The 22,263-nt window shown below is 28.1% G+C and carries 25 protein-coding genes and 1 pseudogene; 15 read left to right on the top strand and 11 right to left on the bottom strand.

Annotated features, from left to right (window positions below; all coding sequences use genetic code 11):
- Window position 1 precedes the first annotated feature (1 nt).
- Window positions 2–2,032 carry an NAD-dependent DNA ligase LigA gene (ligA, locus tag AC5YF9_RS05390; protein WP_415303664.1) on the top strand — a complete coding sequence of 677 codons (2,031 nt, stop codon included), beginning with the start codon at window positions 2–4 and terminating at the stop codon, window positions 2,030–2,032.
- On the opposite strand, the gene AC5YF9_RS05385 is transcribed toward ligA, so the two are convergent.
- Together AC5YF9_RS05385 and AC5YF9_RS05380 are read right to left on the bottom strand one after the other, a co-directional pair.
- Window positions 2,015–3,709, bottom strand: a complete 1,695-nt coding sequence (locus tag AC5YF9_RS05385; RefSeq protein WP_415303663.1) for a M24 family metallopeptidase — start codon at window positions 3,707–3,709, stop codon at window positions 2,015–2,017. The two genes, ligA and AC5YF9_RS05385, sit on opposite strands and share 18 nt — an antisense overlap.
- The gene (locus tag AC5YF9_RS05380) at window positions 3,706–5,742 is read right to left on the bottom strand and encodes an ATP-dependent helicase (protein ID WP_415303662.1); all 2,037 of its coding nucleotides are present in this window, start codon (window positions 5,740–5,742) and stop codon (window positions 3,706–3,708) included. The genes AC5YF9_RS05385 and AC5YF9_RS05380 overlap by 4 nt, the downstream gene beginning before the upstream one ends.
- Before the next feature lie 42 nt (window positions 5,743–5,784).
- Here AC5YF9_RS05380 and AC5YF9_RS05375 point away from each other — a divergent pair, with 42 nt between their 5' ends.
- Window positions 5,785–7,266, top strand: coding sequence for a hypothetical protein (locus AC5YF9_RS05375; RefSeq protein WP_415303661.1), 1,482 nt, complete (start codon window positions 5,785–5,787; stop codon window positions 7,264–7,266).
- Here AC5YF9_RS05375 and fumC read toward each other — a convergent pair.
- On the bottom strand, window positions 7,254–8,642 hold the full coding sequence (fumC, locus tag AC5YF9_RS05370) for a class II fumarate hydratase (RefSeq protein ID WP_415303660.1): 1,389 nt from the start codon (window positions 8,640–8,642) through the stop codon (window positions 7,254–7,256). The genes AC5YF9_RS05375 and fumC overlap by 13 nt on opposite strands.
- A 74-nt stretch (window positions 8,643–8,716) precedes the next feature.
- Here fumC and AC5YF9_RS05365 point away from each other — a divergent pair, with 74 nt between their 5' ends.
- The 5 genes and pseudogenes from AC5YF9_RS05365 to AC5YF9_RS05345 all read left to right on the top strand — a co-directional run bounded on the left by AC5YF9_RS05365 (window position 8,717) and on the right by AC5YF9_RS05345 (window position 11,581).
- The gene (locus tag AC5YF9_RS05365) at window positions 8,717–9,088 is read left to right on the top strand and encodes a pyrophosphohydrolase domain-containing protein (RefSeq protein ID WP_415303659.1); all 372 of its coding nucleotides are present in this window, start codon (window positions 8,717–8,719) and stop codon (window positions 9,086–9,088) included.
- Window positions 9,089–9,227: 139 nt separating this feature from the next.
- Entirely contained in the window at window positions 9,228–9,659 is a 432-nt protein-coding gene (locus tag AC5YF9_RS05360) for a type II secretion system protein (RefSeq protein WP_415303658.1), read from the top strand.
- Window positions 9,660–9,780, top strand: a pseudogene (locus AC5YF9_RS05355) (type IV pilin protein); the annotation flags it as partial.
- A gap of 764 nt (window positions 9,781–10,544) precedes the next feature.
- Complete coding sequence (locus AC5YF9_RS05350) at window positions 10,545–11,060, top strand: type IV pilin protein (protein WP_415303657.1); 516 nt, start codon at window positions 10,545–10,547, stop codon at window positions 11,058–11,060.
- A complete protein-coding gene (locus tag AC5YF9_RS05345) occupies window positions 11,051–11,581 on the top strand; it encodes a type IV pilin protein (RefSeq protein ID WP_415303656.1) in 531 nt (176 codons plus the stop codon). The genes AC5YF9_RS05350 and AC5YF9_RS05345 overlap by 10 nt, the downstream gene beginning before the upstream one ends.
- 209 nt (window positions 11,582–11,790) lie before the next feature.
- Here the strand turns inward: AC5YF9_RS05345 and AC5YF9_RS05340 are convergent, their stop codons facing one another.
- Both AC5YF9_RS05340 and AC5YF9_RS05335 read right to left on the bottom strand, forming a co-directional pair.
- Complete coding sequence (locus tag AC5YF9_RS05340) at window positions 11,791–12,021, bottom strand: hypothetical protein (RefSeq protein WP_415303655.1); 231 nt, start codon at window positions 12,019–12,021, stop codon at window positions 11,791–11,793.
- A gap of 10 nt (window positions 12,022–12,031) precedes the next feature.
- Window positions 12,032–12,586: a NifU family protein gene (locus AC5YF9_RS05335; RefSeq protein WP_415303654.1), complete on the bottom strand. Its 555-nt coding sequence runs from the start codon at window positions 12,584–12,586 to the stop codon at window positions 12,032–12,034.
- 559 nt (window positions 12,587–13,145) lie between these two features.
- Here AC5YF9_RS05335 and AC5YF9_RS05330 point away from each other — a divergent pair.
- From AC5YF9_RS05330 to AC5YF9_RS05320, 3 genes are all read left to right on the top strand, one after another.
- Entirely contained in the window at window positions 13,146–13,325 is a 180-nt protein-coding gene (locus AC5YF9_RS05330) for a hypothetical protein (RefSeq protein WP_415277771.1), read from the top strand.
- A 48-nt stretch (window positions 13,326–13,373) separates the two neighbouring features.
- Window positions 13,374–13,526 carry a hypothetical protein gene (locus AC5YF9_RS05325; protein WP_415303653.1) on the top strand — a complete coding sequence of 51 codons (153 nt, stop codon included), beginning with the start codon at window positions 13,374–13,376 and terminating at the stop codon, window positions 13,524–13,526.
- A gap of 140 nt (window positions 13,527–13,666) precedes the next feature.
- The gene (locus tag AC5YF9_RS05320) at window positions 13,667–14,095 is read left to right on the top strand and encodes a CBS domain-containing protein (protein ID WP_415303652.1); all 429 of its coding nucleotides are present in this window, start codon (window positions 13,667–13,669) and stop codon (window positions 14,093–14,095) included.
- A 177-nt stretch (window positions 14,096–14,272) separates the two neighbouring features.
- Here the strand turns inward: AC5YF9_RS05320 and AC5YF9_RS05315 are convergent, their stop codons facing one another.
- Together AC5YF9_RS05315 and AC5YF9_RS05310 are read right to left on the bottom strand one after the other, a co-directional pair.
- Window positions 14,273–14,785, bottom strand: coding sequence for a hypothetical protein (locus tag AC5YF9_RS05315; protein ID WP_415303651.1), 513 nt, complete (start codon window positions 14,783–14,785; stop codon window positions 14,273–14,275).
- Between the two features lie 16 nt (window positions 14,786–14,801).
- The gene (locus AC5YF9_RS05310; protein WP_415276242.1) at window positions 14,802–14,936 is read right to left on the bottom strand and encodes a hypothetical protein; all 135 of its coding nucleotides are present in this window, start codon (window positions 14,934–14,936) and stop codon (window positions 14,802–14,804) included.
- A gap of 545 nt (window positions 14,937–15,481) precedes the next feature.
- On the opposite strand from AC5YF9_RS05310, the gene AC5YF9_RS05305 reads away from it, so the two are divergent.
- Window positions 15,482–16,144, top strand: a complete 663-nt coding sequence (locus AC5YF9_RS05305) for a peroxiredoxin (RefSeq protein WP_415285451.1) — start codon at window positions 15,482–15,484, stop codon at window positions 16,142–16,144.
- A 250-nt stretch (window positions 16,145–16,394) separates the two neighbouring features.
- Here AC5YF9_RS05305 and AC5YF9_RS05300 read toward each other — a convergent pair whose 3' ends face one another.
- From AC5YF9_RS05300 to AC5YF9_RS05290, 3 genes are read right to left on the bottom strand one after another with little or no spacing between them, the layout of a single operon-like run.
- On the bottom strand, window positions 16,395–16,622 hold the full coding sequence (locus AC5YF9_RS05300) for a hypothetical protein (RefSeq protein WP_415303650.1): 228 nt from the start codon (window positions 16,620–16,622) through the stop codon (window positions 16,395–16,397).
- A 10-nt stretch (window positions 16,623–16,632) separates the two neighbouring features.
- Window positions 16,633–17,118 (bottom strand): YajQ family cyclic di-GMP-binding protein, encoded by a 486-nt coding sequence (locus AC5YF9_RS05295; RefSeq protein WP_415303649.1) that lies wholly within the window; start codon window positions 17,116–17,118, stop codon window positions 16,633–16,635.
- Between the two features lie 56 nt (window positions 17,119–17,174).
- The gene (locus AC5YF9_RS05290; RefSeq protein ID WP_415303649.1) at window positions 17,175–17,660 is read right to left on the bottom strand and encodes a YajQ family cyclic di-GMP-binding protein; all 486 of its coding nucleotides are present in this window, start codon (window positions 17,658–17,660) and stop codon (window positions 17,175–17,177) included.
- A 157-nt stretch (window positions 17,661–17,817) separates the two neighbouring features.
- On the opposite strand from AC5YF9_RS05290, the gene AC5YF9_RS05285 reads away from it, so the two are divergent.
- Window positions 17,818–18,183: a hypothetical protein gene (locus AC5YF9_RS05285; RefSeq protein ID WP_415303648.1), complete on the top strand. Its 366-nt coding sequence runs from the start codon at window positions 17,818–17,820 to the stop codon at window positions 18,181–18,183.
- A gap of 175 nt (window positions 18,184–18,358) precedes the next feature.
- Here the strand turns inward: AC5YF9_RS05285 and AC5YF9_RS05280 are convergent, their stop codons facing one another.
- A complete protein-coding gene (locus AC5YF9_RS05280; RefSeq protein WP_415303647.1) occupies window positions 18,359–19,060 on the bottom strand; it encodes an FkbM family methyltransferase in 702 nt (233 codons plus the stop codon).
- Window positions 19,061–19,612: 552 nt separating this feature from the next.
- On the opposite strand from AC5YF9_RS05280, the gene rfbG reads away from it, so the two are divergent.
- The 3 genes from rfbG (at window position 19,613) to AC5YF9_RS05265 (ending at window position 22,252) form a co-directional block, all read left to right on the top strand.
- Window positions 19,613–20,680: a CDP-glucose 4,6-dehydratase gene (gene rfbG, locus AC5YF9_RS05275; RefSeq protein WP_415303646.1), complete on the top strand. Its 1,068-nt coding sequence runs from the start codon at window positions 19,613–19,615 to the stop codon at window positions 20,678–20,680.
- Window positions 20,681–20,691: 11 nt separating this feature from the next.
- Entirely contained in the window at window positions 20,692–21,918 is a 1,227-nt protein-coding gene (locus AC5YF9_RS05270; protein ID WP_415303645.1) for a class I SAM-dependent methyltransferase, read from the top strand.
- 127 nt (window positions 21,919–22,045) lie between these two features.
- Entirely contained in the window at window positions 22,046–22,252 is a 207-nt protein-coding gene (locus AC5YF9_RS05265; protein WP_415303644.1) for a SlyX family protein, read from the top strand.
- Window positions 22,253–22,263 lie beyond the last annotated feature (11 nt).

Raw genomic sequence — 22,263 nt, 5'->3', positions numbered from 1 at the left:
CATGAATGATAAAGATGTAGAAATTGAATATTTAAAAAAGATAGAATTAGTCAAAAAATATAATAGATATTATTATGATAAAAATAAACCAATTATTTCAGATCAAAAATTTGATTTATTAAAAATAGATATAACTAACCTTGAAAAGAAATATAAATTTTTAAAGAGTGAATATTCGCCAACAAAATCTGTAGGCTTTAAACCGTCGAAGAGTTTTCAAAAGTCAAAACATAAATTTCCAATGTTGTCACTTGGGAATGCTTTTAATGAAGAGGATTTAAAAAATTTTGAAAAAAAAATAAACAATTTTTTAAGTTTAAAAGAAATAAATATAATTGATTATAGTGCAGAACCTAAAATTGATGGAATATCAGCATCATTAATTTATATTAATGGAAAATTTACAAAAGGTCTTTCAAGAGGAGACGGTGCAGAGGGAGAGGACATTACACAAAATTTAAAAACCATTAATGATATACCTCCAGATATAACTGTAAAAAACTTTCCAAAAGAAATTGATATTAGAGGAGAAGTGTTTATAGAAAACAATGATTTTAAAACAATTAACGAAAAATTTGCAAATCCTAGAAATGCTGCATCAGGATCATTAAGACAAAAAGATCCAGTTATTACAGCTAAAATACCACTTAAATTTATTGCATATACTTATGGGTACGCTGAAGAAATGAACATTCATAGCCAAACTGATTTTTTAAAAAATTTAAAGATATGGGGCTTTAAAATAAATCCTTTTAATAAAAAAATTTCAGGTATTAAAAACTTAATAAAAAATCATAAAGATTTAGAAGAAAAAAGAAAAGAAATAGCTTTTGATATTGATGGTGTTGTTTATAAAGTTAACGATTTTAATTTACAAAGAAGACTAGGTTTTGCAGCCAATGCACCAAGATGGGCAATTGCACACAAATTTTCTGCCAATAGCTCAATATCTGATATAATAAACATTGAAATTCAAATAGGTAGAACAGGGGCACTAACACCAGTCGCAAAGATTAAACCTGTTAATATTGGAGGTGTAATTGTTTCAAACGCAACACTTCACAATGAAGATGAGATCATAAGGAAAGACATAAGAATTGGAGACACAGTCACAGTTGAAAGAGCTGGAGATGTAATTCCACATGTTATTTCAGTAGATATTAAAAAAAGAAATAAAAACTCAAAAAAATTTATTTTCCCATTGAATTGCCCATGTTGTGGAAGCATGACTGTAAAGGATTATAATGAAGTAACTAAAAAACAAGACGCTGTCAGAAGATGTGTAAGTGAAGGATACGAATGTGAAAAAATTGCAATAGAAAAAATTAAACATTTTGTTTCAAAAGAAGCATTTAATATTGATGGTTTTGGAAAAAAAATTGTAGAAAATTTTTGGAATTTGAAATTAATTAGATTACCACAGGATATTTTTAATCTTAATTTTGACAAAATAGAAAAGCTTGAAGGCTGGGGAAAATTATCAGTAACAAATTTAAAGTTTTCAATAAACCAAAAAAAAAAAATTTCTTTAGATAGATTTATTTATTCATTAGGAATTAGGCATATAGGACAAGAAAATGCTAAAATTATTGCCAGATATTTAAAAACAGTAATAAATTTTTTTAAATTACCTGATGATAAAAATATAGAAAGCTTATCAAATATAGATGGAATAGGTAACACTCAAATTCAATCAATTAAAAAATTTTTTTTAAATAAAACAAACATAAAAGTTTTATCTGAGCTAGGAAGAAATATTAAAATAGAGAATACAGTATTGATAAATAACAAAGGTCTATTAAAAAATAAAACCTTTATGCTTACTGGAAAACTTAATGGAGTTAGTAGAGCAGAAGCTAAATCTTTAATTGAACAGAATTCTGGAAAGATAATTAGCAATGTAAATAAAAAACTTGATTATTTAATTGCTGGTGAAAAACCAACAACAAGAAAAGTTAATATAGCAAAAGAATTAAATATAAAAGTTATCAACCAAAAAGAGTGGATGGAAATGTTAAATAAGACTAGCTAACCATTTTCTTTCTTTTTTATTTAATGAACTTGAGTATTCAGAGTAAATACTTAAATGATATCTAAATAGATAATCCTTTTCAGTTTTATTTAATAATTTATAATTAACTAAATCTTTTTCAATAGGAGCTAATGTAAGATTTTCAAACACTAATTTGTTTTTTAATTTTTTGGTATAAATTAAATTTTCAATTCTGATTCCGAAGTGATTTTTTTTATAATATCCAGGCTCATTGCTTAAAATCATACCTTTTTCAATTTTTAAAGAATTGTGTTTAGAGATTGACTGAGGTCCTTCGTGTACGTTTAAAAAGAATCCAACACCATGCCCTGTTCCATGTGCATAATCTAAACCCTCTTTTTTTAAAAATTTTCTAGCTCTAATATCAATTTTTTTACCAGTATTGTCCTTTCTCAAGTTTGTAAGAGCGACAGCGATATGGCCTTTTAAAACATTAGTATAGGCATTTTTTATTGATTGTTTCTGATTAGTAAAACAAATAGTTCTAGTAACATCAGTTGTTCCATAGCTATATTGCCCACCTGAATCTACCAAAAAAACATCTTTTTTATTAATCTTTTTAGTAGCTATGGTTGTTGCCCTGTAATGAACAATGGCTCCATTCGATCCTGAACCAGCTATTGTATTAAAACTTGGAAATAAATAGTCTTTACTTAGTTTTCTAAATTTTTCTAATTTATTTTGAGCATCTACCTCTGTTATTGTTTTCTTATTTATGTTTTTAATCCAATGAATAAATTTTGTAAGTGCTAACCCATCCTTTTTATGAGCCTTAATCATATGATTAATTTCATATGAATTTTTAATCGACTTTAATTTATAAATTGGGTCATTTTTATCTAAGATTTTAAATTTTGACTTAATTATATTTTCATAAAAAATTGAGCAAGTTTTATTATCAATTATAAATTTTTTTCTTTTTAGGGTGTCAATTAATTTTGTAATATCTTCAATATCAATAACGTTTTTTTTGTTTATTTTTTTTTCTTTAATAATTTTCTTGGCATTATCTTTTTTAGTAATTAAAAATAACTTTTTATTTTTATCTATAATTAATCTGGCATTAGGTATTGGGCTATGTGGATTGTCATATCCTCTTATATTTAAAAGCCACGCAATATTTTCTGGAGCACTAATAAATAAATAATCAGCATTATTTGATTTTAGAAAATTTGTTATTTTTAAAATTTTTGATTGATGTGTTTCACCTGTTATATTTTTTTCTAAAGAGTAAAATGGTTTGGTTTTTTTTTCTTTAAATTTAAATATTTGATCAATTAAATTATCATTAATTGGAATAAGATTATTATTTGAAAAATAATTTTTAATACTTTTTGATGTAAATAACTTTGGATCATAACCTAAATTACAATTCTTAATAATAGTATGAGGCAATTTTTTATGGATTTCAATTATATTAAAATTTCTATCTGACTCTTGTTGCGCTTGAATGGTGTATCTTCCGTCAACAAATAGATAGTTTTTTTTCCTAAGTATAACAGCAATACCTGCAGAACCAGAAAAATTACTAATATTTTTTAATCTGTCATTTTTTGCATACTCAGAAAAATACTCATCATTCTTAGGTATAATATAGCCATCAATTTCAAATTTTTTAAATTTTTCTTTTAAAATTTTTAGTTTATTTTCTATCATTTAATTCTTTTTTGGTACCTTGCCCAACCAGGGCTTCTTTTTCCATCATCAATTTCAAAATCTTGATTAAATTCAAAATCATTATCATCGTCTTTAGACTCATCAAAAAATGAATTTTTTTCTAAATATTTTTCAGGTAACTCATCGATAAACCTAGATGCCATACTGTCAATCCAATTACCTTGATAAAATCTATTCATAGCAAATGATATTAAAGCTTTCTTTTTAGCCCTAGTTATTCCGACATAAGCCAACCTTCTTTCTTCTTCAAGTCCGTTTTGACCTTTTTCTTCAATAGATTTTTGGTGAGGAAAAAGCCCCTCTTCCCAACCTGGCAAAAATACCACATCAAATTCAAGACCTTTTGATCCATGCATTGTCATCATGTTAACTTTTTCCCCATCCCAATCTTGATCTATTGCAGTCGCTAATGCCACATGCTCCAAAAAAGCCTCTAAGTTATCAAATTCTTTCAAGGCATTTAAAAGTTCTTTAATGTTTTCTAGTCTATTTTCGTTTTCTAAATCTTTTTTATTTTTAAGCATGCCTGAGTAGCCAGACTCATCTAAAACTAATTGTAAGAGTTTAACATGATTGATTTTTTTAATATTAATATCATTTCTCCATTTATCAATTAAGAATAAAAAAGAGCTCAAGCCCATTTTTGTTTTTGGTTTGATTAAATTCTGTTCAATTAATTGTTTTGAGGCAATTTCTAGACTTACAGAGTTTAATTTTGAAAATTCATGTATTAATTTAATAGTACTTTCACCTATAGACCTTTTGGGATTGTTTACTATTCTACCAAAAGCCAAATCATCTTTTGGTTGGTGAATTAATCTTAGATACGCAACACAGTCTTTAATTTCCGCTCTTTCATAAAATTTTGTGCCACCTAAAATTCTATAAGGTAGTCCAATTTTTAAAAAACGCTCTTCAAATTCTCTTGTTTGAAATATTGCTCTAACTAAGATTGCTACATTGTTAAATGAATATTTTTTTTTAATTTTTTTTTCTATTTCATCAGAAATTCCTATAGCCTCGTCTTTTCCATTTTTAAAACAGTTTAGTTTAACGAGGTCACCTTCTTCCATTGTGGTTTTTAAAGTTTTTCCAACTCTATTTTGATTATTTGCAATAAGGTTTGAAGCAACTGATAAAATATTTTGAGATGAACGATAGTTTTCTTCTAATCTAATTACTTTTGAATTTTTATAAACTTTATCAAATTCTAAAAAGTTTTTAATTTCTGCACCACGCCAGCTATATATGGATTGATCATCATCACCAACACAACAAAGGTTTTTATGTTTTTCTGATAGCAGATAGAGCCATCTACTTTGAATATAGTTTGTATCCTGATATTCATCTACTAGTATATATTTAAAATTATTTGCATAAATTTCTCTTATATCTAAATTTCTTTCTAAAATTTTTACTACGTGCAATATTAAGTCACCAAAGTCACAAGCATTTAAATCTAATAATTTTTGTTGATAAATTTTATAAAGTGGAAGTATAGTCTTTTCATAGATGTCATTTTTATTGACAATGACTTCGTTAGGATAAAAGCCTTTATTTTTCCATCTATCAATAATAGACAAGATGTATTTAGGAGCTAACTGTTTAATATCTACATTTTCTGCTTTGCAAATATTTTTGATTAATCGAACCTGGTCATCAGTATCTATGATTGTAAAATTAGAGGTTAAACCAGCTGCAGGAGCATGTTTTCTTAACAACTTTGCACAAATAGAATGAAATGTTCCGAGCCAAGATAATCCTATAGCTTCAGAATTAAGAATTGAGCTCACTCTACTTTGCATTTCTTTGGCAGCTTTATTGGTGAATGTTACTGAGAGTATCTGATTGGGAAATGCCTTCTTCTCTCTAATGATATGGGCAATTCTAGAGGTTAAAACTTTAGTTTTTCCAGAACCTGCTCCAGCTACTATAAGTAATGGACCATCAAGGTGTAAAACAGCTTCTTTTTGAGCTTTATTAAGATTTTCTAAATATTCAGAGTTTATCATTTTTAAAATTTCTTTATAAGTTACTAAATTTTAACGGTATTTATGAAAAAAATTATTAAAAATTTTAATAACATAGTTAAAAAGACAATATTCAAAGTTCAGAATAAAACAAATAATAACTTTAACATTAGTGGCTTTAACAAGTATTTAATAACTTTTATAGTCTCATTGTTTGTTTATTTATTTTACTTATTAATACCCATTTTATATGACAAAACATGGCTACAGAGCAATATTGAAAGCAAATTACTTAATGAATTTAAAGTAAATTTAAGCACCTCTGCAAATATTTCATATCGCATTCTTCCAGCACCACACTTTTTAATTAAAGATTCTAAAATCCTAGTAAACGAGGGCGAAAAAATAAAATCAATAGCTGAAATTAAAGATTTCAAAATATTTTTCAGTCAAAGAAACCTCTTTAACAAAGAAAAATTAAATATTAACAAAATAATTATTAATAAGGCTAACTTTTCACTATTAAGAAGTGATCTTAAAATATTAAATGAACTTACAAGTAAAAAATTTTCAAATAAGAAAATTACAATTAATAATAGTAATATTTTTTTCAAAGATAATTTTGGGGATATAATTTCAATTATTAAAGTAGATAAAACAACCTTATTTTTTGATGATGAAAAATTATCAAATTTTCTCAATTTAAAAGGAGAGATTTTTAATATACCTTTTACTTTTGAATTTAATAACAGTAATAATTCTAACGAATATGAAGAGATTAACTTCAACTCAAAATTACTTAGATTAAATATTTTCAATAAATCTAGTACAAAAAAAGAATTAACTTCTGGTAAAAATGCTATTTCGTTTTTAAATTCTTCGATTAATACAAAATATAATATTAAAGAAAAATTAATTATTTTTAAGTCAGACTACTCTAAGTTAGATAGCGCTCAGGTTAGTTATGATGGCGAACTGTCAATTAGCCCATTTAATTTAGATTTAAATATTAATTTAAATAATCATAAAATATCTAAACTATTTGATATAAATCCCGTTTTGTTGGAATTTATTAAATCAGGATTACTATTCAATGATAATATAAGTGTAAATACTTCTGCATATATTAATTCAAATATAAAAAATGAGATTTTTCAAAATGCAAATATTAATTTTAATATTATTAATGGAAAAATGGATTTTAATAAAACAAAGTTTGTTAATAATGATATTGGTTCACTGCAATTTAACAGCAGTAATCTTTTTTTAAAAAATAATGAGTTAGTATTAAATGCTAACATATTAGTAGATATTAAAAATTCTGAAAATCTCTTTTCTTTTCTCAATACAAATAAGTCGTCTCGAAAAGATTTTAAAACTATTTTGATTAATTTAGATTATAATTTTTTCAAGAATAAGATTAAATTTAATAATTTGAAAATAGACAATAGCGATGTTGATAGCCAATTTTTAATAATAATTGATGGTTTTAATGACAATAATCTGAATAATTTAAATAAAAGTAGAAGATTGTTAAATGAGTTATTAAAAGTCTACGCAGGATAGATCATTTTTTTAGGATCTACTATTCGCTCATAGTCTTTTTCTTTAATTAATTCTGTTTTAAGAGTTTCATGTTTTAATGTAGTGCCATTTTTTAAAGCTGCTTTGGCAATTCTTGCTGCATTATCATATCCTATGTGTGGAGCTAGAGCGGTAACTAACATTAAAGAATTATCTAAATGTTCTTTAATTCTTTTTTTATTAGCTTTAATCCCTTTTACACAATAAATAGCAAAGTTTTTTGCGCTATCTGCAATAAGGTCTATTGATTGAAGTATGTTGTGAGCAATCATTGGCTTAAAAACGTTTAATTCAAAGTGTCCATGAGAACCAGCTATTGTAATTCCAGTATGATTACCGATTACCTTAGCACAAACCATTGTTACAGCTTCGCATTGAGTAGGGTTAACTTTTCCTGGCATGATAGATGAGCCAGGCTCATTTTCAGGAAGTATTAATTCACCATATCCCGCCCGAGGTCCAGAACCTAGAAACCTTATATCATTTGATATTTTCATTAACGAAACAGCACAAGTATTTAATGTTCCTGAGAAGTGTACAATTGAATCATGAGCAGCTAATTCTGCAAATTTATTATCTGCCGGTTTAAAAGGTATTTTAGTATATTTGGCAATTTCTTTTACAATTTTTTTATCAAACCCTTTTTTAGAATTAATTCCAGTTCCAACCGCTGTTCCACCTTGTGCAAGAAAATATATTTCTTTGAGAGCAAGCTCTATCCTTTCAATGCATTTTTTTAATTGAACTTGGTATCCCGAAAATTCTTGGCCAAGAGATAAGGGTGTTGCATCCTGTAAGTGAGTTCTACCAATTTTGATAATATTTTTAAATTCTTTAGATTTATTTGCTAATTCTTTTTCTAAAATTTTTAAATTTGGTAATAGTTTAGATATAGATTCTTGAGCTACAGATATATGCATGGCTGTAGGAAAGACATCATTAGTAGATTGAGATTTATTTACATGATCATTTGGATGTACAGGTTTTTTTGATCCTTTTTTCCCACCCATAATTTCAATTGCTCTATTTGCAATTACTTCATTAACATTCATATTTGTTTGTGTACCAGAACCGGTCTGCCAAACTTTTAATGGAAAATTTTCATCTAGTTTTCCCTTAATAACTTCTTCCGAAGCTTTAATTATTGAATTGGTTATTTTTTTGTTAATTTGTTTTTCTTTATAATGAACGAGAGCAGCAGATCTTTTGATAATAGCAATAGATTTTATTATTGAAATATTAACTAAAATTTTTCCAATATTAAAAAATTTATTAGATCTTTGTGTTGATGCGCCCCAGTATTTGTCATCAGGTACATTAACACTTCCAATACTGTCAAATTCTTTTCTTAATTTCATTGATTAATATATAATTAATATTTAATAATTTGTTATACTTATATATTAAATTTTAAAAAACTTACAGGAGCTAAATGTCAAATTTTAACAAAGTAAAAACTTTTATGGAAACCTTTGGTCAAGAGGTTAAAACTAAACCTTCTTTTAGTGCTGATAAGATTAATAGCCTCAGATACGATCTAATTGAGGAAGAGTTAGAGGAACTCAAGGTTGCAATGAAAAATAAAGATCTTTTAGAAGTTGCTGATGCTTTAACGGATATATTGTATGTAACTTATGGCGCTGGGCATGCATTTGGTATTGATCTTGATAAATGTTTTGAGGAAGTTCAAAATTCTAATATGAGTAAGTTAGATGAAAATGGAAAACCTATATATAATGATTCAGGAAAAGTTATGAAGGGACCGAAATATTTTAAACCAGACTTAACTAAGTTTGTTAATTAAAAGGGGCGTTCTGTTACCCTGTGCCCCAGACCGTGCTTCTATAATTCTTATTTTGCAACGATATTGTGGGAGTTTATAGCAGAAGTTGTAACTGAATTACGACCTATCTACGACCCACAATTTTGTGTTAAGGTTTGTTATGAAGCGAAATGGTTTTACACTAATAGAGCTCCTAGTCGTTGTAGCTATTATAGGAATACTAGCGGCTGTGGGTGTTGTTGCTTATAATGGGTATACGGGTGCTGCAAAAGTTTCTGCAACAAAAACAATCCATGCTCAAACAGTAAAGTATATTTCAGCCGAAGTTATGAAATGTAGTCTAGGTGAAGCAAAATTTATGGTCAACCAAGATTGTCCTGCCAATTCTGTAAAAGCATATAAGGGAGCAATTGCAAATCTGAAAGATAAAAATCCATTTAACACATCGGTTAATGCTTTACATAATGCTAATACATATACACTTGGCATGGTGGGAGTAAACTCTAGTGGAACAAATGTAACAATTATGACTTGCATTAGACAAGGTTGTGCTTCAGCTGATCAGTTAAGCGCGACTATACCAGTTGATTAAATGAACCGAAATGGTTTCACCCTAATAGAACTCCTAGTCGTAGTAGCAATCATCGGTATTCTAGCTGCTGTAGGAGTGGTTGCTTATAATGGGTATACGGGTGCTGCGAAAGTAAATGCTACGAGAAGCAACCATGTGGCATTTGTTAAATTTGCCACTACCGCCTCCATTCTGTGTGAAGTGGGAGGGGAAGTTGGAACCAACCCTCCTTCAGTGACAATGATGCAGTTTCACGGAGTCACCCAACAAGTACCTTGTAATTCATCCCTATCTAATTGGAGAAGCGCAATACGTGAACACTTCATTGGTTCTGATTGGAAAAATCCTTACAACTCATCGGAGACACAGGCCCAACAGGGTGGTGGTACTCCAGGAGAGCCAGGGTGGACGTACTTTTCAACTCCTCCCTCGGGTGGGCAAAGTAGTGGCCTCACCATCAGCACCTGCATAGGACCCATCGGCCACAATTGCCCTGTGTTTAAAATGGATGTGGTCGCCTGTGATACGTGTTCCCCATAGGCAAACAAAAGTCTTCATTCTAATAGTATTCTTAATTTTGGTTGCACATCGGTCTCACTTACACACAGGTCCATCAAGTAATTGAGGAACGAGGTGTGTCATAGGAAGAACCAATCCAACATTTTGTACAAACACAATGAACGGCAACTAAAATTACGACCTATGTACGACCTAGGACGTTTGCATTAATAAATGTGTTTATGTGTCCAATTAATCACGTAGCAAGTAGGGGTGTTCTGTTACCCGGTGCCCTGGACTGTTCTTCTATAATCGTTATTTTGCAACAGAGTTGAAATGCTAAAAAGTAGAAACTGCTATTGAATTACGTTGGTATTACGCCGTAGGTTTTTATGTTAAGCTTTTGATATGAAACGAAATGGTTTCACATTAATCGAACTTTTAGTTGTTGTGGCCATTATCGGTATCCTTGCTGCAGTAGGTGTGGTTGCTTATAACAAATATACACTATTTGCCAAAAGAAGTGCAACACTCGCAAATTGGAAAAATGCATCAAAATTTATTAGTGCAAAATTTGCTTTGTGTGACATTCAAGGTGGAATTTTAAAACTTAGTGACAAAAGATCTATTAATTGTGACACTGTAAATACTGCATCAGGTGTGAATCAAATAGCTGATATTTTTAAAGATCATTTTTTAGATATTGGATACAAAAATACTTATGACAGTACAGCAGACGCAGTAGTTAGAAGAGGTGGGGGTGGGAACGTACTTGGAGGGATGAGATTGGATCAAACAGAATGTCCAGGTGGAAAACCAGCTGGTAAGTCCCAATTAGTAATTTGGACTCAAATAGATGATAAGAATTATGGGTGGAATGGTGGAAACAATGCAATATTCCAAATGGGTCATTGGTGTCAGTAAAACTTAAAGCCTTCACCCTAATAGAGCTCCTGGTCGTAGTAGCCATCATCGGCATCCTCGCTGCAGTAGGTGTGGTTGCTTATAATGGGTATACGAGTAGTGCTAAACAAAAAGTGGTTCAGCAAAATATTAAATCAATTTATAAATTATGGAGTGTGGAAAATGCCAGATGTTTAGCTATGGATAGTAGTGAACCTGTATTAAAAAGTTATACTGATGGAACTTCTATAGGTACTGCGCGGTGTGAGTATATGAATCGTGGACATGATGGATCAGTTAATATTATTCAAAATATATTTCTCCAAGGAGTTAATTTTAAAAACCCGTATGGGACCCATAATGATAATGGATCTACAAATTGCAGTGATAAAGGAGGTCCTAATGGTGATGGAAATCTTGGACATAATTTTATTTGCTATAACAGTTCAACGATGACGTTAAGAATTGCGGCATGCTTTAAAACACCATGTGCCACTTCTTCTAATAGAGTTGAAAAGTTTATAAAGTTTGATACTTGGTAAATTTTTAACACTGAGTGCTGATATAGTATTATTCCATCACCTAGACACCTGATTAGAGGTTTAGATGTACAACTGTAACAAGGTAAATTGGATGCTAAAAGATACGCAACCATTAAGAAAAATGGCGAGGGGTCAAATGCAAGTTAAAATATTTTAGTGAAAATCTTGGAAAAGGAAGTTAAGAATTAAATAATCTTTATATTTTAAGATTATTTTCTTTTAGATTTATTAAAAAATAATACCGAAACATCTCCGCTGACTTGTCTAATAAAAACTGCCATCACAATCCAAATTAAAAAATATTCTCCGTGAGTTATGGCATAAGTTTGGCTTGCAAAATAACTAGCAATAAAAATTAAACAGTAAATTGCTATAAGCGATAAGATTAAATAAACAAAGAAATTAATTACTGATGGAATTATACATTTTACTAGTTTCATAATTGTTATTTTAGGTTACTTGTTGGACCTCGAGCACTTCGGGAATATAATGTTTAAGTGTTTTTTCAATACCCACTTTTAAAGTTAGGGCTGAACTTGGACAACCTGAGCAAGCACCCTTCATCTGAAGATAGACAATACCGTTATCAAAACTTTGAAAAGTAATATCTCCACCGTCTCTTGCAACAGCGGGTCTTACTTGAGTATCTATTATTTTTTTTATTTTAATCACCGCTTCCGTATCTTCGGTAGTACTTGTATCACCTGCATTATCTTGACCAGCAAGTATGAAAGCAGTCTCTGATTTATAACATTCTCTAATTGTTTCAATAATTGTAGATTCGAGGTATTGCCAATCATGATTGTCAGCTTTTGTTATTGAAATAAAATCAGAGCCAAAAAAAACTCCCTCAACACCATCAATTTTAAATAAATTTAAGGCGAATGGAGAAAATTTTGCTTCTTCCACATTACGAAAATCAGCCGTTTCCTTTTCCATTACGGTTTTACCTGGCAAAAATTTCAGGCTGGAAGGATTTGGAGTCGCTTCTGTTTGTATATTCATCAGAACAATATTTTTAATAAATTACTTAAAAAAATTTTATATTTTTTATAAGATTACTTCAATAAAATTGAGACGGTTTAAAGTATTTTTTATACGGGAAAAAACATGGGAAGAAGGTTTATTTAAATTTTTCGAAATCGTATTATCTTGGTAAACCATATTCAATAAATATATTTAACATAAAAGAAAATAAATGTTTTGAATAGGGTATTTGGAGATGGTATGATTTAAATAATCAATAAAGGAGGTCGATTATGAGCCTATCACCACCTGAAATTTAGCTGGTTGTGACTAAATAATAAAAGACTAACTAAGATCAAGAAAACATAAATCCATTATTATGGATTTTGGCGTAGACCGCCACTTATAGGGGAACTCTTTTGGAGTTTACCGAAAGGGTGACCCCCTTAAAATTAGAAAATATAATTTTAAAATAATTATGTCTACTATGATTTTAAAAAGTCTTAACATTAATTTGCATTATAAATTTAGTAAAATTACACAATACGTAGAGATTGTTTAATTGGAGTATCCAAAAGTTTAGAGAGATAATAAATTTATGGAAATTGTTAGAGGAATAAGATTTAAAAAATATTTAGAAGAAGAAGCTGAAAAAGAAAGAAATCAATTAGCAGAAAGTTCTGAGGAATCTAAAAGAAATAAAAAAGAACAAACTACATCAGAAAAACTCCAAGAGAAATTAGAACCATTATCACCTTGTCCAATGTCAGATGAATAAAAATTAATACGATAAATAGTTTTGTTTAGAGTGATTATGATCAAATAAATGAAAATAAAAGAACAACACAAAGATCTTAAAAAAAAAGTAACTGTTGCTGAAAAACAAAGAAGCTCAAAAAGAGGAACTAAAAGTTGGTACGATTTAAGAACCTTAAAGAAACTTAAATTGGTTATGAAAGATAAGCTGTCAAAAAAATAAGTGGGGTTATTCTATAATTCTTAGTTAGCAACAAGTTGATAGAGCAAAAATTAGAAGTTTGAACGAAATTAAAACCTATCTACGAGTAACATTTTTGTGCTAGGATCATGATGGCAATAAAATAAACATATAAAATAAAAATGGCAAGAAAACTAGTTACAAAACTTTCTAATAGAGAATGTTTTACATTAACTGAAAAAGATACATTAAAGACAGCAAGCAACAAACTTCAAACACATAATGTTGGTGTGATGCCGGTATTAAGTGAACACGATAAAAGTGTAATTGGAATTATTTCTGAGAGAGATCTTGCTCGATATATTTATAAAGATGAATTCAGCAGTGAATTACTGGTTACCAAAATAATGACTACAAATATAATATCTTGTAATCTAAACACTTCTGTTACAGAATTAATGGAAATAATTTCTAATCATAAAATTAGACATATCCCTATAATAGAAGAAAAAAAACTATTAGGTATTGTGTCTATTGGAGATGTGGTAAATCATATTATTGAACAGTATAAAGATGAAAATCAACATTTAAGAGATTTTATAAATAAATAATAAAATTTTAATAATAAAAAATATACTTCTTAGGCCATTCCAAAAAACATATTATCAATTATAGTTTTAGGCCTGTTATGGTTTAATATTGTATTACTTATAACTCTAACTGTGACAATTGAAAATTGATAAAACATTCAACCTCATTTACTTATTCTGATCGCAGTTATTCTAAATTTATTTTGAAATTTTTAATGGCAGATCTAATGTTACATCAAATCTTTCTTTTTTTGTTATATCCTCAACCTGTTTAGCTTTTTTTTCTAAACACCATTTTTCATAAATTTTACAAAATGTGAATATCCCATTGTATCTATCAATCATTATTACATTATCTAACTCATCTTTTATCAAAAATTTAATATCATATAATTCCTTAATATTTATTTCTGTTAGAATTTCTCTTGAGTCTGGATTGTAATATCCAGAACCATCTTCACAGGGTGTTTCTAAAACCTCATCTATATATTTTTGAAAAATTTTTCCTCTAACAAATTTTTCTTCAAAATCTTGAGAGTTAATAGTTTCATAAATTAATCTTCTTAGAGGAGGTTTATTCATCTCAAACCACATTATAAGTAATTCGTAATAAATTAATTCGTACAATCTTATATGTATGGGTTTGCCCTTAACTATTCTTGACCAATTAAGATATCTTCTTATATCTATATTTCTTTCAATACTTTTCATGACAAGTATTTTTTTATTAACCTCCTTTAATTGTAGTGTAGCCACACCTTTTGCACTCAAGTGTTGTAACTCTATCTGTTGGTCCAAAACCAAACTCAATATTTAACGTTTTGTAGTCATGTATGCCCATAAAACAGAGTATTTTTATCATTTTCAAAAACATAATTTTGACACTTTAAATTGTTAAATTTATTTTTTGATGGTCGGCTTATAGCTGAAATGATTGCGGTGATTAGAGAAATTATTATACCGCAGAATTAGATAAAGTTCTACAAGTGTTCAGCTATTTTAAACTTATTTAATTAAGTAGAGATTTTTTTAAACTTTTTTTAATTTCATTCATATTTAAAGCATTAAACACAATTCAATTAAACACACGATGTAGAATGATATTTAATATTTAGTGGAAATATAATTATTTAAATAGATTTTAATATTAATTTTTGGTTAAATAATCATATGGCTACAAAAATAAAGATAGCTGACAAAAGAAAAAAAACAGTCAAAAAGTTAAAACCTAAAGTTAAGAAAAGATCTAAAAATATAAAAAAGATTAAAATAAGTAAAGTCGAAGCACAAAGACAAGATGCAGAAATACAAGAAATACAAAAAGAACAAAGACTAGAAGCACAAATACAAGAAATACAAAAAGAACAAAGACTAGAAGAAGATGAAAAAATAAAAAAAAGGGAAAAAATGACATTAAAAATAAATAGCTTAGCGCCAGACTTTACGGCTGAAACCTCTGAAGGAAAATTATCATTACATGCCTGGTTAGGGGATAGTTGGGGAATTTTATTTTCACATCCAAAAGATTTTACACCAGTTTGCACTACAGAATTAGGTGCACTAGCTAAAATGAAACCAGAATTTGAAAAAAGAAATGTTAAAGTAATGGGTTTAAGTGTTGATCCGGTATCAGACCATGTTAAATGGCTAGAAGATATTAATGATGTTTGCGGTTTAAAACCTAATTATCCAATTATTGCAGATGAAAAATTAGAAATTGCAAAACTTTATAATATGCTTGAGGGAGATGCGGGAGCCACATCAATGGGGCGTACAGCTGTAGACAATCAAACAGTTAGAACGGTTTATGTTATTAGACCTGATAAAAGAATTGGTCTTTTCTTAACTTACCCAATGACAACAGGGCGTAACTTTCACGAAATTTTGAGAGCTATTGATTCTATGCAACTAACAGCAAAACATAAAGTTGCAACCCCTGCGGATTGGAAAAAAGGTGAAGATGTAATTATTGTCCCTAGCGTTACAAATGAAGAGGCAAAAAAAATATATCCTGACGGATGGAAAACGATAAAACCTTATCTGCGTAAAGTTCCTGATCCAAGTAAATAAATTTGAACTAAGAATTAGGTAAAGACAAAACCTTTATGTTTTATGGTACTTTTGTTTATATAATAAATATCATTTTTTGAATTATCAAATAAGTAGCTAAGTCCCCTCAGCCGGTGCCATGAACTAGGCTACCCCCACAAAGCAACAGGCAACAGGAATTACAGACCATGCTTATCAGTTATAGGATTATCTAGGACAGACCACCAACAAACCCCAAACATTTCTGGGTTGGAACAAAATGTTCTCTTGCTTAACTTGGGTTCTCTTTCAAAAAGTTAATGTAATCAACAACTTCTTGAAATTTATCATCAGGAATATCTTTATAAGAGTTACCAAACTTCTCTTTGACACATAGGGCGACGTGTGCGTAAGGGTTTCTTCCCTTAGGATGATTAGGGTGGCTGGGAAGTTGACCCAGTAAATAAAGGCCGGCTTCCTGAATTAAAGTCCACAGTTTACTTGCGTTTTCTTTTTTCATAAAAATGAAATTAATCTCTAAAATTCACAAATTCTATTGGGTGACCAATATCAATGGCTTCTATTGCAGACATTGCTTCTTGAAGATCGTCTCTTTTTTTTCCTTCAGCTCTTAATTCTTCTCCTTGAATTTTAATTTGGATTTTAAGTTTTAGTTTTTTTATATCAGCAATAATTTTTTTAGCATTTTCTTGGCTAATACCTTCTTCTAATTCACTGACTTGCCTGATGGATGCACCCGCAGCACTTTCTGAATTTTTAATAATTATTACCCTTGGATCAACTTTTCTTCTTATAAGATGAATTTGTAATAATTCATTTACTTGTTTTAATTTTAATTCATCTGGCGCTAGTGTGGTAATTATCTTGTCTTTTCTATCAATTGAAATTTTAAGTCCTTTAAAATCATACCGGTTACCAATTTCTCTCAAACAATTAGCAAGAGCATTATCAAATTCTTGATAATTAATTTTATTTACTACATCAAATGAAGGCATAATTTTTTATCATTTTCTACAGTTTGCTTTCGTTTTCTTTTTTCATAAAAATGAAATTAATCTCTAAAATTCACAAATTCTATTGGGTGACCAATATCAATGGCTTCTATTGCAGACATTGCTTCTTGAAGATCGTCTCTTTTTTTTCCTTCAGCTCTTAATTCTTCTCCTTGAATTTTAATTTGGATTTTAAGTTTTAGTTTTTTTATATCAGCAATAATTTTTTTAGCATTTTCTTGGCTAATACCTTCTTCTAATTCACTGACTTGCCTGATGGATGCACCCGCAGCACTTTCTGAATTTTTAATAATTATTACCCTTGGATCAACTTTTCTTCTTATAAGATGAATTTGTAATAATTCATTTACTTGTTTTAATTTTAATTCATCTGGCGCTAGTGTGGTAATTATCTTGTCTTTTCTATCAATTGAAATTTTAAGTCCTTTAAAATCATACCGGTTACCAATTTCTCTCAAACAATTAGCAAGAGCATTATCAAATTCTTGATAATTAATTTTATTTACTACATCAAATGAAGGCATAATTTTTTATCATTTTCTACAGTTTGCTTTCGTTTTCTTTATTCATAATGAAATTATATTATAATTAATTAGACACAAAATAGACACTAAAAATGGATGAGCTTATAATACAAATTAACAGGTAGACTTTTAGATAAATAAGCATTAAAGTTTTTTTATGAAAATTTTAGCAATCCTATTATCAATCTTTATGTTAGCATCTTGTGCTACTATTGTTAATGATGCGAATGTTCCCGTGTCGTTATCCTTGAGTGACGGTAGCGATGGAGAGTGCAGCCTCACAAATAAAAGAGTATCTTTAAAGGGCAAAGTACCAGCAACATTTATGGTTAGAAGATCAGATGATTCATTAAGAGTTGAATGTACTTCAGATTCAGGCAAGACAGGTAAAGCAAATATTCCAAGTGAGATAGAAGGTGCCAAATTAGCTGGGAGCGTTGTGTTTTTTGATCTAGGTATAACGGACTCAATCACAGATAAACATAGAACGTACACATCAAGTTTTGTAGTTCCTGTCAATTAACCTTTAATTAATTATAGTAGAAAATTCCAAGGCACTGGCAAATGAAAGCTCTTATATAACTTTCTGGTTTCATTATTCATAATACTAATTAATGTTCCAGATTAATTTTTTCACATTATGGTGCAATTTTTATTTTAAAGGATATTTTAGGTGAATCTCTATGTGATTATTTAGATTAATAATTAGAATTATTATCATTGACCAAAATAAAATTATCCAAAACTTCATGATCTTTTTTTAGTTTCTTAATATCAGAAAATAATTTTTCCAATTTTTGTTCAACAAAATTACTATTATAAATTATTAAATTATTGTCTTTTATGAACTTTGACATTTTGGTTTCTAAATTTTCATGATTTTCTAAAATTTTTTTTGAAAATTCAAAAAAAATCATAACGTTAAATTTATTTATAGTTTTAATTAATCCTTGAAGAGCAAAAAACTCATATCCTTCAATATCCATTTTTATAAATATTTTTTTTTTTGGATAAATTATTTTTTTTTTAATCAAATTATCTATAGAATTTATTTGGATTCTAGTTCCTCTTTTATCATCATTAATTTGATATGAGCCAGAATTTTTATAATTTTTTAAATTATCGTCGAAAAAAGAATATTTTTCTTTTTCACCAATTCCTATTTTAAAGTATTTAATATTTTGAATTTTGTTTAGTTTAATATTTTCAACCAATTTATCTAAAGATTTCTTGGATGGATCAAAACAATAAACATCAATTTTATTTTTGATTTTTGATATTGGTATTGAATACGCCCCATAATTACAACCAATATCAATAAATATAGAGTTATTTTCTTTTATATTTTTAATAATTAAATATATCATCGACTCATCCCAGATTTTCAAATTTCGTATCATCCAACGGCTGAGTTCTTTTTTTTGAGGATAAGCAATAAATTTATATTTTACAAAATTTAAAATTATTTTTTTTTTAAGAAAAAATTTGAATATGTTGTAAAAAATTTTATAAAAAGTTTTCAATTTGTATCTTATGGAAATATTCGCAAAGTATTGATAAAAATAGCTCATATAAAATTTCTTACCAAATCTTTGAGGATCACTCAATGTGATTTAAAAGAATCTATCTGATTTATTACAAAAGTCTCTAGTGATATCTCTAGTTTATTGTTTAATTTGATAGCTTTATAAGAATTATTCTTTATTAAAAATAAATAGCCCCTATAATTAGTATAGGGTAGTGTCAGCCCGTACATTTAACACAATCTTAATAAAAATTACAAAATATTATTATTTGTCATAGATCGACTATTTCCTATAACTATCCTTGTCATTTGTAAATTATCTATAAAATTTGACAGTGATTTTTTTAAGTTTTTTTTAAAATTAAATTTTTATCAGGTATTTTTTTAATGTACAAATACAACTATAATATATAAATACTTTCTAAAAATGAGTATCAATAAATTACAAACATATAAAAATTTAAAAGTAATAGTAACTGGATCTACAGGATTCAAGGGTACATGGCTGTGTTATTGGTTACATTTGCTTAATGCAAAAGTTGTTGGAATAGCATTAAAGCCAGAGAAAGATTCAATACTCTTCAAAAAACTATTATTATCACGAAAGATTAAGCAAATTTATTTAGACATAAATAATTTAAAAAAATTAAATCAAGTAATTAAAAAAGAAAAACCAGATATTATCTTTCATTTAGCTGCTCAATCTGTTGTATCAGAAAGTTATGCGAATCCAATAGGAACGATAACAACAAATGTCCTGGGAAGTGCTAATATTTTAGAGGTAGTAAGAATTAATGAAATTAAAAATCTAGTATATATCACATCTGACAAATGCTATTTAAATGATGGAAGAAAAACAAGCTACTTTGAAAATGATACTTTAGGTGGGGAAGATTTATATTCAGCCTCCAAAGCTTGTGCTGAACTAGTATTTGAATCCTATCATAAAAGTTTTTTACTTAAGAATAAAAAATTATCTTATGCAACTACAAGAGCTGGAAATGTAATTGGTGGTGGTGATATGAAAAAAAATCGAATAGTTCCAGATGTAATCAAATCATTAAAAAATAAAACTCCACTGATTATAAGAAGTCCTAATTCAACTAGACCTTGGCAGCATGTTTTAGAGCCAATTTCTGGATATTTGAAACTTGGTGAAATGTTAATGAATAGAAAACTTTCAAGTTCGATTGAGCCAAACTGGAATTTTGGACCAAATACGATAAATTGTAGAACAGTAATTCATGTAGTAAAAGAAGTAATAAGTTGTTGGGGTGAAGAAAAAAAAATCAATATTGTTAAAAATAAAGAACTTAAAGAAGCTAAATTATTGATGATTGCTAATCGTAAAGCAAAAAAAGAACTTGATTGGTCTCCTACTTTAAATTTTAAAGAAACAATAAAAATGACTGTAGAATGGTACAAGAATTGTTTTTTTGAAAATAACGCCGAAGAGACCACAAGAAAACAAATTGAATATTTTTTAAGGAAGTAAGTCATTTATAAATGAAAAAAAAATGTAGAATTTGCAATAATAGGTTAATTTCTATTCTAAATTTCAAAAAAGTAGCATTATCTGGAAGTTTTCTTAAAAAAAATGAAATTATAAATGAAAAAAAATACCCCCTTTCAGTTGCAGTTTGTGAAAATTGTAAACATTTACAAATTCAAAATCTAGTTAAACCACAAAAATTATTTAATCATTACGAATGGGAAACAGGCGTTTCTAAAAGTAATATTGAGCTGATTTTAAGTCTTTTAAAATCATTAAAAAAAAATTTTAATCTAAATAAAAAAAGTAAAATATTTGAAATTGCAAGTAATGATGGGACCTTATTAAAAGAGGCAAAAAATAGATATAATAGTTTTGCCCTAGGAATTGATCCTGCTAAAAATTTAATAAAAATTTCAAAAAAAAAGAAAGTAAACACAATTGTTGACTTCTTTTCATATAAAAAATCTAAAGAGATCAAGAATAAGTACAACTCTTTTGATTTTTGTATTGCAAGAAATGTGATTGCACACACACCTAATCCTAATGATATCTTTAAGGGAGTTAATAATTTAATGAATGATGATGGTATATTTATTATAGAAGTCCCTCATTTAGAAAATATCTATAAAGATAATCAATATGACAATATTTTTCACGAACATGTAGGCTTTCATTCATTAAAATCTATCAATGATCTATGTGATAAAAATAATTTACAAGTTATAGATGTTGAAAAAATTGAATCTCAAGGTGGTTCTATAAGATGTTATATTGCCAAAAAAAGTTATAAAATTAAGAAAAACCAAAGAATCCAGTTATTATTAGTAAAAGAAAAAAAGATGGGATTATTTAAATTACCAAGCTGGATAAATTTTGCAAAGAAAGTTAATGCTCATAAAGAAAAACTAAATGATTATTTAAAGAAATTAAAAGACAAAAAACAAAATATTTCAGCTTATGGTGCTTCAGGAAAAGGCCAAGCTCTATTACAAATTTGCAATATTGGAAAAAATTATTTAGATAACATTTATGATAAAAGTAAGATTAAACAAGGAAAATATACGCCTGGCACACATATAAAAATAATTGATCCTAAATATATTAACGCAAACAAAATAAATTACCTTTTACTTCTATCTTGGAACATAGCTAAAGAAATAGCAAAACAAGAGAAAAAATTTTTAAAAAATAACGGAAAAATAATAGTGCCGTTTCCAATACCTAAGATATTTAAATAAAATACTTAAAATCATTAATATTTCAGTTGATTTTAACTTTCTATTTCTTTGAAACATCTTCAATCCAATAATAAGTGTAAAATTGATCATTTGATTTATTCAGTATGTCTCGTAAGTTGCTATTTAGATGGAAAATTTGATTAAAAAATTAGAAGAGCAGATAGCCTTTCTGCAACATGAAGTCTCACAGATGAGTGATGAATTATATTCTCAACAAAAAGAAGTATCTGTTTTAAAAAAACAAATTTCAAATTTAGAAAAAAAAATTATTGATTTAGAAAGTGGTGATGAAGCAGGTATGGCTATGGAAGATAAAAAGCCTCCACATTATTAAACTTTATTATT

Source organism: Candidatus Pelagibacter sp. uisw_098 (assembly GCF_059512505.1).
Note: the sequence above shows the minus strand (reverse complement) of the source record. Positions and strands in the feature narration are given on the sequence as shown.